Consider the following 14,041-nt stretch of genomic DNA (forward strand, 5'->3'; position numbering starts at 1 on the left):
AACTACATCGGTTTCAGGACTTATTATGTTTAATGGAAAAAAGCTTCTAATCTCGGGTGGCACAGGTTCATTCGGCAATGCCGTGCTTAAACGCTTTCTCAATACGGATATTGCTGAAATTCGTATTTTCAGCCGTGATGAGAAAAAGCAAGATGATATGCGTAAACGTTATGCCAATAGTAAGCTGAAGTTTTACATTGGTGACGTGCGTGATTATCAAAGTGTCCTGAATGCTACTCGAGGTGTAGATTATATTTTCCATGCGGCGGCATTGAAGCAAGTACCGTCCTGTGAGTTTCACCCGATGGAGGCCGTAAAAACAAACGTTATCGGAACAGATAATGTGCTTGAAGCTGCAATCCAAAATGGCGTCAAGCGGGTGGTTTGCTTGAGTACGGACAAAGCGGTGTACCCCATTAATGCCATGGGTATTTCCAAAGCAATGATGGAAAAGGTGATGGTCGCCAAGTCGCGTAATGTGGACGAAAGCAAGACAGTTATCTGTGGGACGCGTTACGGCAATGTCATGGCTTCGCGCGGATCGGTTATTCCTCTGTTTATTGATCAAATCCGTGCCGGAATTCCGCTTTCAATAACCGACCCCAATATGACGCGTTTCATGATGACTTTGGCGGACGCGGTTGACCTGGTGCTGTATGCCTTTAAGCATGGCAACAATGGAGATATGTTTGTCCAAAAGGCGCCCGCCGCCACAGTGGAAACATTGGCCCGTGCACTGACTATCATGGTTAACAAACCTGAGCACCCGATACAAGTTATCGGGACTCGTCATGGCGAAAAGCTTTACGAGGCACTTTTGAGCCGTGAGGAGATGGCGTGTGCCGAGGACATGGGAGCTTATTTCCGAGTACCGCCTGATTTGCGCGATTTAAACTATAGTAAGTTTGTGGAGCAAGGCGAGGAAAAGATTTCGCACGCAGTGGACTATAACTCTCATAATACTGAGCGGCTGGATGTTGAAGGGATGCAACAATTGCTTCTCAAGCTTGATTTCATGCATGCCATTCAGCGTGGTGAGCATGCGACGCCCGAGGAGTGACCATGAAAGTACTTGTTACGGGAGTCAACGGATTTATCGGCATGAACTTGATCGCGCATTTGAACGAGCGCAAGGACGTCGATATTTTACGGTTTGCCCGCACAGACAGTCTTCATGAATTACGCGATCGGGTGGCTCAAGTGGACTTCATCTTCCATTTGGCCGGTGTGAACCGCCCGGAAAAGCAGGAGGAATTTCAAGTAGGCAATACTGATTTGACACGAGCGTTGTGTAATGCAGTTGTAGCCAGTGGGCGTAAAATCCCGCTGTTGTACACCTCGTCTACACAGGCAGAGCACAATAATGCTTATGGGTTGAGCAAGCTTGGTGCTGAGAGGGAACTTGCAGATCTAGCGTCCAAGCATGGGAGCAGGGTCCACCTTTTTCGGTTGCCGAATGTCTTTGGCAAGTGGGCGCGCCCAAACTATAACTCTGCCGTTGCGACATTTTGCCATAATATCGCTCGCCAACTACCCATACAGATTAACGATCCTGCCGCAGAAGTCACACTTGTTTATATTGACGATGTAATCAAGCAGTTCATTTCAGTTATGGATGGCGGGCTTGTTGACCCATCCTTCCCGGTAATCACGCCCCAGTATCGGGTAACGGTAGGCTGGATAGCGGAACAGTTGAGCGCGTTCCGTAAGAGCCGCGAAAATATGACCACTGAGGCGGTGGGGCTGGGGTTGGTCAGGGCGCTTTATTCAACCTATCTGAGCTACCTACCTCCTGAGGATTTCACTTATGAAGTCCCCAAGTATCAAGACAATCGTGGCACTTTTGTCGAAATGCTCAAGACCCGGGACTCAGGTCAATTTTCTTTTTTTACTGCACACCCGGGAATCACGCGTGGTGGGCATTACCACCACACCAAGACGGAAAAGTTCCTGGTCATTAGAGGCCATGCGCGTTTCTGTTTTCGCCATATCGTTACGGGCGAGTTTTATGAGCTTTTCACCACCGGTGACGAACCGCTAATTGTCGAGACGGTGCCGGGATGGACTCACGATATTACTAATATTGGAGGTGAAGAGATGATTGTTATGCTTTGGGCTAACGAGATTTTTGATAGAGAGAATCCGGATACCTATGCCCTCCCTGTTGGCACGAAAGTCTGAGTGAGTCAGTAGAGAATCTCATGAATAAGTTAAAAGTCGTTACTGTCGTAGGCACCCGTCCGGAGATTATTCGCCTCTCCAGAGTGATGGCAGCGCTCGATGATCACTGTGAGCACGTTTTGGTTCACACCGGCCAAAACTACGATTACGAACTCAATCAGATTTTTTTCGATGATTTGGGTATTCGTAAACCTGACTATTTCCTTAATGCCGCAGGCGCCAGTGGTGCTGAAACAATTGGCAATGTGATTATCGCAGTTGATCGTGTACTGGCGGAGGTAGTGCCCGAAGCGTTGTTGGTATTGGGAGACACAAACAGTTGTATGGCAGTCATTCCAGCGAAGCGGCGTAAGATACCCACGTTTCACATGGAGGCTGGAAACCGTTGTTTCGATATGCGAGTCCCCGAAGAAATTAATCGGCGCATTGTTGACCATACTGCTGATATCAATCTTACCTACAGCACCATTGCTCGAGATTACTTGTTGCGTGAAGGTCTATCTCCAGACATGGTCATTAAGACAGGGAGCCCGATGTTTGAGGTGCTTACCTATTATCGTGAGGGTATCGATAGTTCTGATGTGCTTGAGCGACTGGGCCTGGAATACGGAAAGTTTTTCATTGTTAGCGCCCATCGTGAAGAAAATATAGACTCAGACACAAATTTTCTTAAACTTGTCGGCGTACTGAATACTGTAGCAGAGCAATTTGGTTTTCCGGTTGTCGTGTCTACTCATCCCCGGACGCAGAAGAGAGTCGATGCGTTGGGTGTGACGTTTCATAAAAATGTTCGCTTGCTGAAACCGATGGGTTTTAAAGATTATAATAAATTGCAGGTTAGTTCTAAGGCCGCGCTTTCGGACAGTGGAACTATTAACGAAGAATCGTCAATTCTTAACTTTCCTGCCCTGAACCTACGGGAGGCTCATGAACGACCAGAAGGGATGGAAGAAGCTGCAGTAATGATGGTTGGACTTGAAAGTGGTCGCGTTCTGCAGGCGCTTCAGGTTTTGGAGGGACAGAAGCGCGGTTGCGATCGCAGTCTGCGCTTGGTCAGTGATTACAGTATGCCAAATGTGTCCGATAAAATTGTCAGGATTATTCATAGCTACCGTGACTATGTAATGCGCGTTGTCTGGAAAAGGTACTAAAAGGAATGGCTGTTCGCGTTTTGCTTTTAACCCAATGGTTTGATCCGGAGCCCACATTCAAGGGGATGATATTCGCCCGCGAGTTAGTTAAGCAGGGGCTTCAGGTCGAAGTGGTTACTGGTTTTCCAAATTATCCCGGTGGTAAAATTTACCCTGGATATAAAGTGCGGTTACTACAGCGGGAAGTTATTGATGGTGTGTTTGTTACGCGCCTGCCACTCTACCCGAGCCATGGTCAAAGCGGTTTGGGGCGTATTTTCAACTACGTAAGCTTCGCAGCCGCAAGCCTGTTTTACGGATTATTTTTAGCAAAGCGTGCGGATGTTATTTACGCCTATCACCCACCTCTAACGGTGGGCTTTGCCGCTTCAATCATTCGTTTTTTTCGAAGAATCCCGGTAGTGTATGACGTTCAGGATATGTGGCCTGATACGCTCCGTGCTACTGGGATGTTTTCCAATGAGCGCGCTTTGAAAATCGTGTCGAAGGGGTGTAAGTGGGTTTATAAAAGTGTCGATCATATCGCTGTGCTTTCGCCTGGATTTAAACGGCTATTGATAGAGCGTGACGTACCCCGCGAAAAGATTGAAGTTATCTATAATTGGTGTGCTGAAGATACAATTACTGATAGTGACGGTTCGTTGCCTACCGGTTTCCCCGACTCCAGTACGTTCCGTGTCTTATTTGCAGGTAATATGGGGAAAGCGCAGGCGCTGGATTCGGTTCTGGAAGCTGCCAGAATTCTACAGGCCAAAAACACCGCTGTGACGTTTGTGTTTTTAGGTGGGGGAGTTGAGGTCGCGAGCCTGAAAAAGAAAGCTGCAGATTACGAAATTCATAATGTTGTATTTTTGGCCGCGGTGCCTATGTCGCAGGTCGGTAACTATCTAAGTAGTGCTGACGCATTATTGGTACATTTGAAAAAAGACCCTTTATTTACAATAACTATTCCATCTAAAACTCAAGCTTATATGGCTGCTGGAAAACCATTATTGATGGCTGTCGATGGGGATGCTGCGGATTTGGTCTCCCAAGCCCAATGTGGCGTTACAGCGCAATCCGAAGATCCTGAATCAATGGTTATGGCTGTTGATTCGCTAATCGCGGCAGCACCTATTGACAGGAAAGTGATGGCGGAAAATGGAAGACGTTACTACCGCGAAAATTTATCGCTGGAGAAGGGGGTTCAAGCATTTGCTTCAATCTTCCATCAGTTAGCACTGCGTAAAAGGCGTTGATTTTGATAATGGTTTTTTATTGTTTTGCATACGAGGTAGAAAGTGCTGAAGCGGTCTATTGATATTGTCGCCTCATTTTTCGGTCTTTTATTTTTATCGCCGATCATAGCGTTTGTTGCATGGCAGATTAGTCGGAAGCTTGGCTCACCTGTGCTTTTTTGTCAGGTACGTCCGGGATTTCGGGGGAAGCCTTTCAAGATGATAAAGTTTCGCACCATGAAAGACGCTTTTGACTCTCAAGGCAATGCGTTGCCGGACAGTGAGAGAATGACTGCCTTCGGTAGCTTTTTGCGGTCGAGCAGCCTGGATGAACTACCTGAATTGTGGAACGTCTTGAAAGGTGATATGAGCTTGGTCGGACCTCGTCCTTTGCTCATGGAGTACCTGCCCCTATATAATGCTGAGCAGTTGCGCCGGCATGATGCGCTTCCAGGTGTAACCGGTTGGGCGCAGATAAATGGGCGCAATGCGCTTAGTTGGGATGATAAATTTAAGCTTGATGTTTGGTATGTAGACAATCAAACGATATGGCTGGATTTGAAAATCGTTTTCCTTACCGTCAAGAAGGTTTTGGTAAGGGAAGGAATCAGCGGAGACGGTGAAGTGACGATGTCTAAGTTCACTGGGAATGATTAATTTTGCCTGTACTGCAGTATTGTTTAAGTGTTCGATGTTTATAGTCGTAATGATTTGTGCGGTGGAGCCGATATGGACGTGTCCAAAAGACTGATTATTGTAGGATTTAGTGGTTTCGGTAAAGAGGTCTATTGGTTGGCGCGCCGATTGGGCATCACTGTAGTTGGCTTTCTCGATGACAATCCTGCCGTGCAGGGAGTGACATATCGCGACTCCCCAGTCTTGGGCACGGTTGACAGTTGGGTCAATTATCCAGACTGTTTGTATGTGATCGCGGTTGGTAGCCCACGAATACGGAAAAAAATATATGAGAATATTGCCGCATCAGGGATGCCTCAATTTGCGACCTTAATTGATCCTGCAGCAGTTGTTAACAGCGAGTTTGTATCGATCGGAGAGGGTAGCATTATCTGTGCTGGCACGATATTGACGGTTGATATAGTAGTCGGTGCTCATGTCATTATCAATTTGAACTGCACAATTGGTCATGACGCCGTAATTCGAGACTTTGTTACTGTGGCACCATTGGTTGCTGTGTCGGGTAATGTCAAGTTATCGGAGTGTTGTGAGGTTGGGACCGGTGCGTCTATTCGGCAGGGTGTAACGTTGGGGCAAGGTTCCATGTTAGGAATGGGAGGGGTGTTAACCAAAAACGTCGCTGAGAATACCGTCTTTTTTGGGAACCCCGCAAAAGCCTTTAAAACAATAGCTGGTTGATGAGGCGTGCTTTTATGTTTGATTTAGAGAGGCGCCTGCATGTTGGTATCGTTGGCACCGGTACAATGGGCAAGGGAATAGTTCAAATTCTTGTACAGTCGGATTGCGTTGACTCCGTTTCCTGGAAAGGACGATCGTCTGAGTCCGTAACCAATGCGTTGGCAGAAATTGAACTTCAGTTTGAACGGTTGGTTAATAAAAAACGCTTGGATGCTACGCAAGCACGGCACTTCATTAAAAAAATTAAAGTGGTTCGTGATTACTCCGACTTTGAGAATGTCGAGATTTTTATTGAGGCAGTCGCGGAGGATATTGACGTCAAGCGTTTGGTGTTCAGTGAGCTTTCAAAGGTGTCCAGCGAGAATACTCTGTTGGCATCGAACACATCATCTCTTTCAGTTACCCACCTGGCGAGCTTAACAACGCATCCAGAAAACGTTGTCGGTTTGCATTTTTTTAACCCCGCACCCGTTATGAAACTCGCCGAAGTCATTGCAGGGCTAACGACCTCCAAGGCTACGGTTGCTCGCGCCCTGGATTTTGCTCGTATGCTTGGTAAAGATCCGGTGCTCGTGAATGAGGCCCCGGGTTTCATCGTCAATCGTATGCTCATTCCGATGATTAACGAGGCTATTGGTATTCTCGCGGAGGATGTTGCTACGGCGGAGGAGATTGACAAGGCGATGCGCTTGGGCGCAAATCACCCTATCGGGCCATTAGCGCTGGCTGACCTTATTGGAAATGATGTCAATCTTTCCATCATGGAAACCCTTCATAACGAAACCGGCGATCCTAAATACCGTGCGCACCCGCTTCTACGGAAGATGGTTCGCGGCAACCTCCTGGGACGTAAAACAGGACGCGGTTTCTTTTCATACTAATTGGGAGCGGTAGCCAGAGATGCTCAATACGCCTTTTTCTGCTTGGCCTTTTTTCAGCGAAGAAGAGGCCAACGCGGTTCGCGACGTCATTTTGTCAAACAAGGTCAATTACTGGACCGGGCAAGAAACCCGAGAGTTTGAGAAGGAATTCGCAGCCTGGGCCGGCACGAGCTACGCGGTCGCGCTGGCTAACGGCACAGTTGCGCTGGACGTGGCTCTAAAGGCTTTAGGCATCCGTGAAGGCGATGAGGTCATTGTTACGCCACGTACTTTTTTGGCGTCTGTGTCTTCGATCGTTAATGCTGGTGCGGTCCCCGTCTTTGCTGAAGTCGACCCGGATTCGCAAAACATTACGGTTGATACTATCAGGGCAGTGTTTACGGAGCGGACCCGCGCGATTATCTGTGTTCACCTGGCCGGTTGGCCGTGCGACATGGACCCAATCATGGACTTTGCTGACAGCCATGCTTTGAAGGTCATAGAGGATTGTGCGCAGGCGCATGGCGCTCTTTATAAAGGCCGTCCTGTTGGGTCCATCGGGCATATCGGAGCTTGGTCTTTTTGTCAGGACAAAATCATGACAACCGGTGGTGAGGGAGGGATGGTCACCACCAACGATCGGTCTTTGTTCTTGGACATGTGGTCGTTCAAGGATCATGGAAAAAGTTGGCAGGCGGTCTATGAGCGCGAGCATCCCCCTGGATTTCGCTGGGTACATGATAGCTTTGGTACCAACTGGCGCATGCTGGAAGTACAAGGGGTCATAGGCCGGATTCAGTTGCGTCGAATGGCGTCTTGGCATCGTAGCCGTATCGCCAACGCCCAGCGTATTTGGTCCGTTGCTAAAGAGATCAAGGGGTTACGTGTTCCTGATATTCCTGCGCAAATCGTCCATGCGGCGTATAAATGCTACGTATTTGTGAAGCCCAATGAGCTTCGAGCCGATTGGAGCCGCGATCGAATCCTTGCGGAAATTTCTGCGCAAGGTGTGCCTTGCTATTCTGGTTCTTGCTCCGAAGTCTATTTAGAGAAAGCGTTCGATGGCACCGGGTGGCGTCCTACCACACGCTTTGAAGTTGCCAAGGAGTTGGGCGAAACGAGCCTTATGTTTTTAGTTCATCCTTCCCTCAGCGCGGACGAGATAGATAAAACCTGTGGTGTATTATCCGCAGTGATGCGATCAGCAACCCTAACGTGACTATATTGGATCTTGTCGCCTGTCACTTTTTGACAGGCGAAAGTGTTGTGGCTAGGCGGCTCACTTCACGGGCTAAGCTGTGAAGTGACCAATTTTCTGGCGAGGGAAGTGTTATGAATTCTGGAAGCTTTTTAATTCAGAAGAATTTTTTTGATCAGGACAAGTTGGTAGCTATTAGAGCGCTTGCTTTAGAGTTGGAAAATAAAAAAACAAGTGTTCACGAAGGTGGCAAGTACGGGGACATACAGTGGCATAAGATTGAGCTTGATCCAAATATCCATTCATTCATGAGTGAGATTTATAATTTTTTGGGTGCTGAGAAAGACGGCATATGCGTTTTTTACTATTTGTCGCCAGGCGCAGTCTTGCATCCGCATCGCGATCTGACCGGCGCCTCGAGTAATGCCAGAATTCGATTTCATGTTCCTGTTATCACGAATGATCGTGTCTTTTTCAATGTTTCAAAAGAGCGTGTGATTATGGCAGAGGGTGAACTCTGGGCATTGGACACATCTTATTTGCATGAGGTAAGAAATGAAAGTGATTGCACGCGGGTTCATATCGTCATCGAATGTCCGATTAATAAGAGCGTGAGTTCAAAGCTTCCGGCCAAAAATCTGTCTGGTCGAATTCATGATGTTTATTTCTTGGTTATTTTGTTATCTAGTTTTGTAAAATCTGTTTTGATTAACATTTGGAGAGACCCAAAATACTTTTTGGCTCAAATGCGGATGATTAAGAAGTTTGTTGCTTGGCGCGTATTTGGGAAAAAAGATGTAAAGTGAGGCGGGCAGCCTGCCCGCAAAGGTTATTTAGTGACAGCATTCATTTTGGCTTTGTTTTGCACGAGGTTAGGTTGTAGGGAACCCATTGAGTAATAGGCTTGCATCATCAAAAAATTGCTAAATTTCAAGCCAAAGGCTGCTCAGAAATATAAGATTGGAAATGTTAAGAAATATCAGGGATTTTCTGAATGGGTAAAGGGTTATGAGTAGATTGCGGACCGCGCTTCTGGGGCTGCCTCGGCGGAAGAAGCGAATGATCCAGGTCGCTACCGACATTTTGGTAGTTTGGGCGGCATTGTGGCTGGCTTTTGTCGTCAGGCTAGGATTGGACGAGATGGTGAATCCTCTGAAGCTTCATCTGTGGCTGTTCATCGCCGCCCCGATTGTCGCGATTCCGCTTTTTGTCCGTTTTGGTCTATATCGCGCAGTGATGCGATATTTTGGTAACGACGCACTGATTGCGATCATAAAGGCTGTCACCCTTTCATCGTTGATTCTGGGCATTGTCGTTTATTGGTACGGCAACCACGAAAATGTGGTGCCCCGCTCTATAATCTTTATCTACTGGTGGCTCAGCTTGATTGCTGTAGGCGGCCTGCGCCTCGCAATGCGCCAGTATTTTCTGGGCGATTGGTTCACCGCGGCTCAATACGTTCCTTTCACAAGCCGTGAGGACGGCTTGCCCCGTGTTGCGATTTATGGGGCGGGTGCTGCCGGGAACCAATTGGTGGCAGCGTTGCGCATGGGAAGAGTCATGCGACCGGTAGCATTTATTGATGATGACAACGGTATTTCTGACCGTGTCATTTCAGGGTTGCACGTATACAAACCCAAGCATATTCAGCAGATGATCGAAGCTACCGGCGCCCAGGAAATACTGCTGGCGATTCCTTCATCCAACCGCGGTCGTCGTCGCGAGATCCTCGGTTTTCTTGAGGGCTTTCCTCTGCACGTACGAAGCGTCCCGGGTTTCATGGATTTGGCCAGCGGGCGAGTGAAGGTTGATGATATTCAAGAGGTCGATATTGCGGATCTTCTCGGGCGTGATTCCGTTCCGGCGCAGGATGAGTTGCTTGAACACTGCATCAAGGGGCAAACCGTCCTGGTGACAGGTGCTGGTGGTTCAATCGGCTCTGAACTCTGTCGACAAATATTGGCTCTTCGCCCGAAAACCTTGCTGCTGTTCGAGCACAGTGAATTCAACCTGTACAGCATTCTCTCGGAACTCGAACAACGGGTGATCCGCGAAGCGTTGCCGGTAAGACTTCTACCTATATTGGGTTCAGTGCGAATCCCATCCAAGCTGTTGGACGTAATGAAGAGTTGGCGTGTTGACACGGTTTATCATGCAGCCGCCTACAAGCACGTACCGATGGTGGAGCATAATATCGCAGAAGGCTTATTGAATAACGTGATTGGAACGTTGAACACCGCTCAAGCAGCACTGCAGGCCGGGGTGGCCAACTTTGTGCTTATTTCGACGGATAAAGCTGTCAGGCCAACTAATGTGATGGGGAGTACTAAGCGCTTGGCGGAACTCACGTTGCAGGCACTCAGCAAGGAGCTGGCGCCCGTGATGTTTGGCGACAAATCTAATATATCCCGTGTCAACAAAACCCGTTTTACGATGGTGCGTTTTGGCAATGTATTAGGTTCTTCCGGTTCAGTAATTCCGTTATTTCATAAGCAAATCAAGTCGGGTGGACCATTAACTGTTACCCACCCCAAAATCACTCGTTACTTCATGACTATCCCCGAAGCCGCGCAATTGGTCATTCAGGCTGGCTCAATGGGGCAGGGGGGCGACGTGTTTGTACTCGACATGGGCGAGCCCGTAAAAATTGTCGAACTCGCCGAAAAGATGATCCACCTCTCCGGCTTGAGCGTGCGTTCCGACAAAAACCCCCACGGCGACATCGCCATTGAATTCACTGGGCTACGTCCCGGCGAAAAGCTTTACGAAGAGTTACTGATTGGCGATAACGTCGTCGCCACCCAGCACCCAATGATCATGAGTGCAAACGAAGACCATCTCTCTTGGGAAGTGCTTAAGGGCAAGCTGGTCGAGCTTCTGGCCGCAGTGGACCAAGACGACTACACCCGGGTCCGCCAACTCCTTCGCGACACCGTCAGTGGCTACTCCCCCGATGGGGAAATTGTCGATTGGATCTACCAACAGCGTCGACAGGAGCCCTGATTTAATACCCTGTTACTCAAGTACTTTTGACGAATCCCCAACATCGCCTAAGTTTGAAAAGCAGCTTCGGAAAAGCTGCTTTTTCACTTATCGATCCCAAGGAGCGTCAAATGCAAACCCCCTACCTAACCTCCCTTATCTTCGCCTTCCTCACTACTCTCACCCTCACCACCACCGCAGCCCCTTCCCTCAAGCCCGAAGCCCCGACCCCCATCACCGCCCAACTCTCCAAAACCGAGCAACCCGCCAAGGTCAACCTCAACGCCGCCGACGCCGAAACCTTACGCCGTGACCTCTTTGGCATCGGCGCGGCGAAAGCCAAGGCGATCATCGCCTACCGTGAAAGCAATGGCCCGTTCACGGCGGTGGATGAGTTGTTGGAGGTGAAGGGGATCGGCAAGGCGTTGCTGGAGAAGAATCGCGAGAGGCTGGAAATCAACTAATACATATCAGGAGGGCCGGTCATTGACCGGCCTTTTCATCCTCGGGCTCACATATCTGCGCTTTCAAGCTATCACGGACCACATCCATGATCCGCGCCGCCAGGGCCGGATTTTCGACACTTCTGGCCAGCACCAGCGCTCCAACCAGTGTCGACATCAACAGCAATCCCTGAGTATCGCCTCGTCCATCCGCCAGTGCTGCTTCTATTTGCTTGAGCCTTGCGCCAAGCACCGCATCGGTCGTTGCGCTTTGCTGGCCTCTTAGCCCTAGTTCAGATGACATGGTGGGCAGCGGGCAGCCTTCACCTGGGGACGTGTGGTGCCATTCCGACAGGTAGCTGTCGATAAACGCTTCCAGTGGCCTTTCTTGGCTGAAGAGCATCTCGCAATGGGCATCCAACTCGGCAGCAGCAACCTGCAGCGCCTTTTCCACCAATTCGTCCTTGGAGGCGAAATGCGCGTAAAACCCGCCGTGTGTAAGATTTAGTGCTTTCATCAATGGCTGTAGCCCCGTGGCACCAATACCATCGCGGCGGAAGCGAACGGAAGCTTCCTTGATGATGCGTTGGTGGGTCTGGGCTTTGTGGTCTTGTGAATAACGCATTGGGATGCCTCGGGGACGTAGCGGCATTCTAACGAAGGTGAACCTTTTTAAACATCACGACAAGACCGCGTTGCATTGGCATGAAAAGTGATGACGTTTGCTTTAGGTATTGTTCAACAATCGTGAGGCCGTGATGACGCTTAGCATGTCCTTAGCCGACCAGATCGCCCTGGAACTCCGTGCCGACATTATCGGTGGGCGGTTGCTGCCGGGGATGGCGTTGGTCGAAGTGGAATTGGTCAAAGCTTACAACGCGTCGCGTAATACGATTCGCGAGGCACTGCATCGTCTGGGGCAAGAGGGTCTGACCCGATATGTGCGCAACAAAGGCGTGATGGTCCGACGTCTTGAGCGCTCAGAAGTGCGTGATCTATTTGTAGTCCGTCGCACGTTAGAGCTGCAGGCCATCGCCCAGAGCAGCGCGCTCACTGACGATCAATCTGAACGCATGCAAAACGCCATCGACGCCACCACTCTGGCGCGGGAGCGCGAAGACTGGCGTGCTGTAGCTACTCACAGTTTGGTATTCCACCAACTGATTGTGGGCTTGATGCGTAGCCCACTGTTCGACGAGTTTTTTGCCCAGGTCATCGCCCAGCTGCGCCTGGTGTTTTGCGCTGCGCCTGATGAGCAGCGTTTCCAGTCGCCCTGGCTGGAGCGCGACCGTAAGATTTATCAACTATTGGTCCAGCAGGACAAACCGGCGGCAGGAGAGGCGATGAGCTTGTACCTGGATGATTCGGAACGCCTGTCGTTGGCCCTGTTTTCCACCCCCTGATGGAGGATGCGCATCATGTACAAAGACTATCCGGCCGCTTATCAGGTCAGTAAAGGTTCGGCGTTACAGGTAGATACGGCGTTTTATGAGCGTATTCGTGATCGAAAGGAGCAGCGCACGCTGATCGAGCAGTTCGAAGTGCCCATCCGTACGGGCAAGGCGTGGAAGGTGCCGGCGGGGCATGTGTTTCGTGTGACTACGCCAGTGGGCCCGCAGGTGGGCGACTTCAATGTGTGGAACGCCAACGATCCTCGCGAACGCCTTTGGGCGGCGCGTACCCGTCAGCTACAGGGCGCTCATGTCAGCACCCATGATCGGCTTTGGTCGAACCTGCCGTTCCTGCGGCCTTTGGTGACGATCACCGATGACAGCCTGGCGAGCTACGGTATCGATGAGCACGGTGGGCGGTTGCACGATTTGCTGGGTACGCGCTGCGATCCGTATGTGAATCGCATGCTCACGGGCGAGGACTTCCATCATCATTGCCATTCGAACCTGACCCGTGCGGTATTACCTCATGGGCTGACAGAATTTGACGTGCATGACGTGTTGAATATTTTCCAGTGCACGGGCCTCAATCATGACGACATGTACTTCATGAAGGCTTGTCCGGCGCAGAAGGGCGACTACCTGGAGTTTTTTGCCGAGATTGATTTGCTGTGTGCGTTGTCGACCTGCCCAGGTGGGGATTTGTCGTTACCGATGTGGGGGCCGGATGCACAGGACCCGCTGACGGTGTGTCGTCCGTTGGGGGTTGAGATTTATAGGTTGGAGGAGGCGCTACTGGGCGGCTGGAGTCAGCCGGAACGTGCTGCCTACAAGGGGCAGCACGGATTGCAAATTGCTAAGGCGGATTGGGAGTAACCGAGGATTCACCGATCCTGCGCATCTTTGGCATCCGCTTGAGCATTGCGCTCGGCCACACTTTTGCGTTGTTCATCGGTGAGTTGGACCTTGTTGGCGCTGTCGCGAAGCATCAACAAACCGCCGACGATTGAGCCGATCGCGACGACTAAAATTAACCAGGCATACCACGGCATAGGACGCTCCTTGAAGTGCTGACCGTAGGGTAGTTCCCTGCGGTGATGGTTGCTTTGAACGACAGACCCCTTTGGGGTTCATTTTAATCCTTGCAAGTCCGCGTAGCGAGACATCGCTGCAGGAGTTGTCGGGTATCGTCGTCAGCAAAATACTAGCGCCATGAGGCGCGATCAAATGGATCTGGTAAGCTT

General features: G+C 50.0%; 15 protein-coding genes. 13 read left to right on the forward strand and 2 right to left on the reverse strand.

What is annotated here, in order from left to right; genetic code table 11:
• The first annotated feature begins 25 nt into the window (after positions 1-25).
• The 11 genes from HF257_RS13055 (at position 26) to HF257_RS13105 (ending at position 11,427) form a co-directional block, all read left to right on the forward strand.
• Entirely contained in the window at positions 26-1,060 is a 1,035-nt protein-coding gene (locus HF257_RS13055) for a polysaccharide biosynthesis protein (protein ID WP_185708739.1), read from the forward strand.
• 2 nt (positions 1,061-1,062) lie between these two features.
• Entirely contained in the window at positions 1,063-2,181 is a 1,119-nt protein-coding gene (gene wbjC / locus HF257_RS13060; protein WP_185708740.1) for a UDP-2-acetamido-2,6-beta-L-arabino-hexul-4-ose reductase, read from the forward strand.
• 20 nt (positions 2,182-2,201) lie between these two features.
• Positions 2,202-3,332: a non-hydrolyzing UDP-N-acetylglucosamine 2-epimerase gene (wecB, locus tag HF257_RS13065; RefSeq protein WP_185708741.1), complete on the forward strand. Its 1,131-nt coding sequence runs from the start codon at positions 2,202-2,204 to the stop codon at positions 3,330-3,332.
• Positions 3,333-3,337: 5 nt separating this feature from the next.
• A complete protein-coding gene (locus HF257_RS13070; protein ID WP_185708742.1) occupies positions 3,338-4,570 on the forward strand; it encodes a glycosyltransferase family 4 protein in 1,233 nt (410 codons plus the stop codon).
• A gap of 42 nt (positions 4,571-4,612) precedes the next feature.
• On the forward strand, positions 4,613-5,206 hold the full coding sequence (locus HF257_RS13075) for a sugar transferase (RefSeq protein ID WP_185708743.1): 594 nt from the start codon (positions 4,613-4,615) through the stop codon (positions 5,204-5,206).
• Between the two features lie 72 nt (positions 5,207-5,278).
• Positions 5,279-5,923, forward strand: coding sequence for an acetyltransferase (locus HF257_RS13080; protein WP_185708744.1), 645 nt, complete (start codon positions 5,279-5,281; stop codon positions 5,921-5,923).
• Between the two features lie 14 nt (positions 5,924-5,937).
• Positions 5,938-6,804: a 3-hydroxyacyl-CoA dehydrogenase family protein gene (locus tag HF257_RS13085; protein ID WP_185708745.1), complete on the forward strand. Its 867-nt coding sequence runs from the start codon at positions 5,938-5,940 to the stop codon at positions 6,802-6,804.
• Between the two features lie 19 nt (positions 6,805-6,823).
• Positions 6,824-8,002, forward strand: a complete 1,179-nt coding sequence (locus HF257_RS13090; protein WP_185708746.1) for a DegT/DnrJ/EryC1/StrS family aminotransferase — start codon at positions 6,824-6,826, stop codon at positions 8,000-8,002.
• Between the two features lie 113 nt (positions 8,003-8,115).
• The gene (locus HF257_RS13095) at positions 8,116-8,787 is read left to right on the forward strand and encodes an aspartyl/asparaginyl beta-hydroxylase domain-containing protein (protein ID WP_185708747.1); all 672 of its coding nucleotides are present in this window, start codon (positions 8,116-8,118) and stop codon (positions 8,785-8,787) included.
• A 202-nt stretch (positions 8,788-8,989) separates the two neighbouring features.
• A complete protein-coding gene (locus HF257_RS13100; RefSeq protein ID WP_185708748.1) occupies positions 8,990-10,984 on the forward strand; it encodes a polysaccharide biosynthesis protein in 1,995 nt (664 codons plus the stop codon).
• A gap of 110 nt (positions 10,985-11,094) precedes the next feature.
• Positions 11,095-11,427, forward strand: coding sequence for a ComEA family DNA-binding protein (locus HF257_RS13105; RefSeq protein WP_185708749.1), 333 nt, complete (start codon positions 11,095-11,097; stop codon positions 11,425-11,427).
• Positions 11,428-11,446: 19 nt separating this feature from the next.
• Here the strand turns inward: HF257_RS13105 and HF257_RS13110 are convergent, their stop codons facing one another.
• Positions 11,447-12,031, reverse strand: a complete 585-nt coding sequence (locus tag HF257_RS13110) for a TetR/AcrR family transcriptional regulator (protein WP_185708750.1) — start codon at positions 12,029-12,031, stop codon at positions 11,447-11,449.
• Between the two features lie 133 nt (positions 12,032-12,164).
• Here HF257_RS13110 and HF257_RS13115 point away from each other — a divergent pair, with 133 nt between their 5' ends.
• Together HF257_RS13115 and HF257_RS13120 are read left to right on the forward strand one after the other, a co-directional pair.
• Positions 12,165-12,809: a GntR family transcriptional regulator gene (locus HF257_RS13115; protein WP_185708751.1), complete on the forward strand. Its 645-nt coding sequence runs from the start codon at positions 12,165-12,167 to the stop codon at positions 12,807-12,809.
• A gap of 15 nt (positions 12,810-12,824) precedes the next feature.
• The gene (locus tag HF257_RS13120; RefSeq protein ID WP_185708752.1) at positions 12,825-13,673 is read left to right on the forward strand and encodes an urea carboxylase-associated family protein; all 849 of its coding nucleotides are present in this window, start codon (positions 12,825-12,827) and stop codon (positions 13,671-13,673) included.
• Between the two features lie 8 nt (positions 13,674-13,681).
• Here the strand turns inward: HF257_RS13120 and HF257_RS13125 are convergent, their stop codons facing one another.
• On the reverse strand, positions 13,682-13,849 hold the full coding sequence (locus HF257_RS13125) for a DUF2897 family protein (RefSeq protein ID WP_185708753.1): 168 nt from the start codon (positions 13,847-13,849) through the stop codon (positions 13,682-13,684).
• Positions 13,850-14,041 lie beyond the last annotated feature (192 nt).

This window comes from Pseudomonas cremoris (assembly GCF_014230465.1).

Excerpts from the sequence above, each read along its gene's own strand:
- HF257_RS13055 (WP_185708739.1), top strand. The coding sequence starts at position 26 with ATGTTTAATGGAAAAAAGCTTCTAATCTCGGGTGGCACAGGTTCATTC.
- wbjC (WP_185708740.1), top strand. The coding sequence starts at position 1,063 with ATGAAAGTACTTGTTACGGGAGTCAACGGATTTATCGGCATGAACTTG.
- wecB (WP_185708741.1), top strand. The coding sequence starts at position 2,202 with ATGAATAAGTTAAAAGTCGTTACTGTCGTAGGCACCCGTCCGGAGATT.
- HF257_RS13070 (WP_185708742.1), top strand. The coding sequence starts at position 3,338 with ATGGCTGTTCGCGTTTTGCTTTTAACCCAATGGTTTGATCCGGAGCCC.
- HF257_RS13080 (WP_185708744.1), top strand. The coding sequence starts at position 5,279 with ATGGACGTGTCCAAAAGACTGATTATTGTAGGATTTAGTGGTTTCGGT.
- HF257_RS13085 (WP_185708745.1), top strand. The coding sequence starts at position 5,938 with ATGTTTGATTTAGAGAGGCGCCTGCATGTTGGTATCGTTGGCACCGGT.
- HF257_RS13090 (WP_185708746.1), top strand. The coding sequence starts at position 6,824 with ATGCTCAATACGCCTTTTTCTGCTTGGCCTTTTTTCAGCGAAGAAGAG.
- HF257_RS13095 (WP_185708747.1), top strand. The coding sequence starts at position 8,116 with ATGAATTCTGGAAGCTTTTTAATTCAGAAGAATTTTTTTGATCAGGAC.
- HF257_RS13100 (WP_185708748.1), top strand. The coding sequence starts at position 8,990 with ATGAGTAGATTGCGGACCGCGCTTCTGGGGCTGCCTCGGCGGAAGAAG.
- HF257_RS13105 (WP_185708749.1), top strand. The coding sequence starts at position 11,095 with ATGCAAACCCCCTACCTAACCTCCCTTATCTTCGCCTTCCTCACTACT.
- HF257_RS13110 (WP_185708750.1), bottom strand. The coding sequence starts at position 12,031 with ATGCGTTATTCACAAGACCACAAAGCCCAGACCCACCAACGCATCATC.
- HF257_RS13115 (WP_185708751.1), top strand. The coding sequence starts at position 12,165 with ATGACGCTTAGCATGTCCTTAGCCGACCAGATCGCCCTGGAACTCCGT.
- HF257_RS13120 (WP_185708752.1), top strand. The coding sequence starts at position 12,825 with ATGTACAAAGACTATCCGGCCGCTTATCAGGTCAGTAAAGGTTCGGCG.
- HF257_RS13125 (WP_185708753.1), bottom strand. The coding sequence starts at position 13,849 with ATGCCGTGGTATGCCTGGTTAATTTTAGTCGTCGCGATCGGCTCAATC.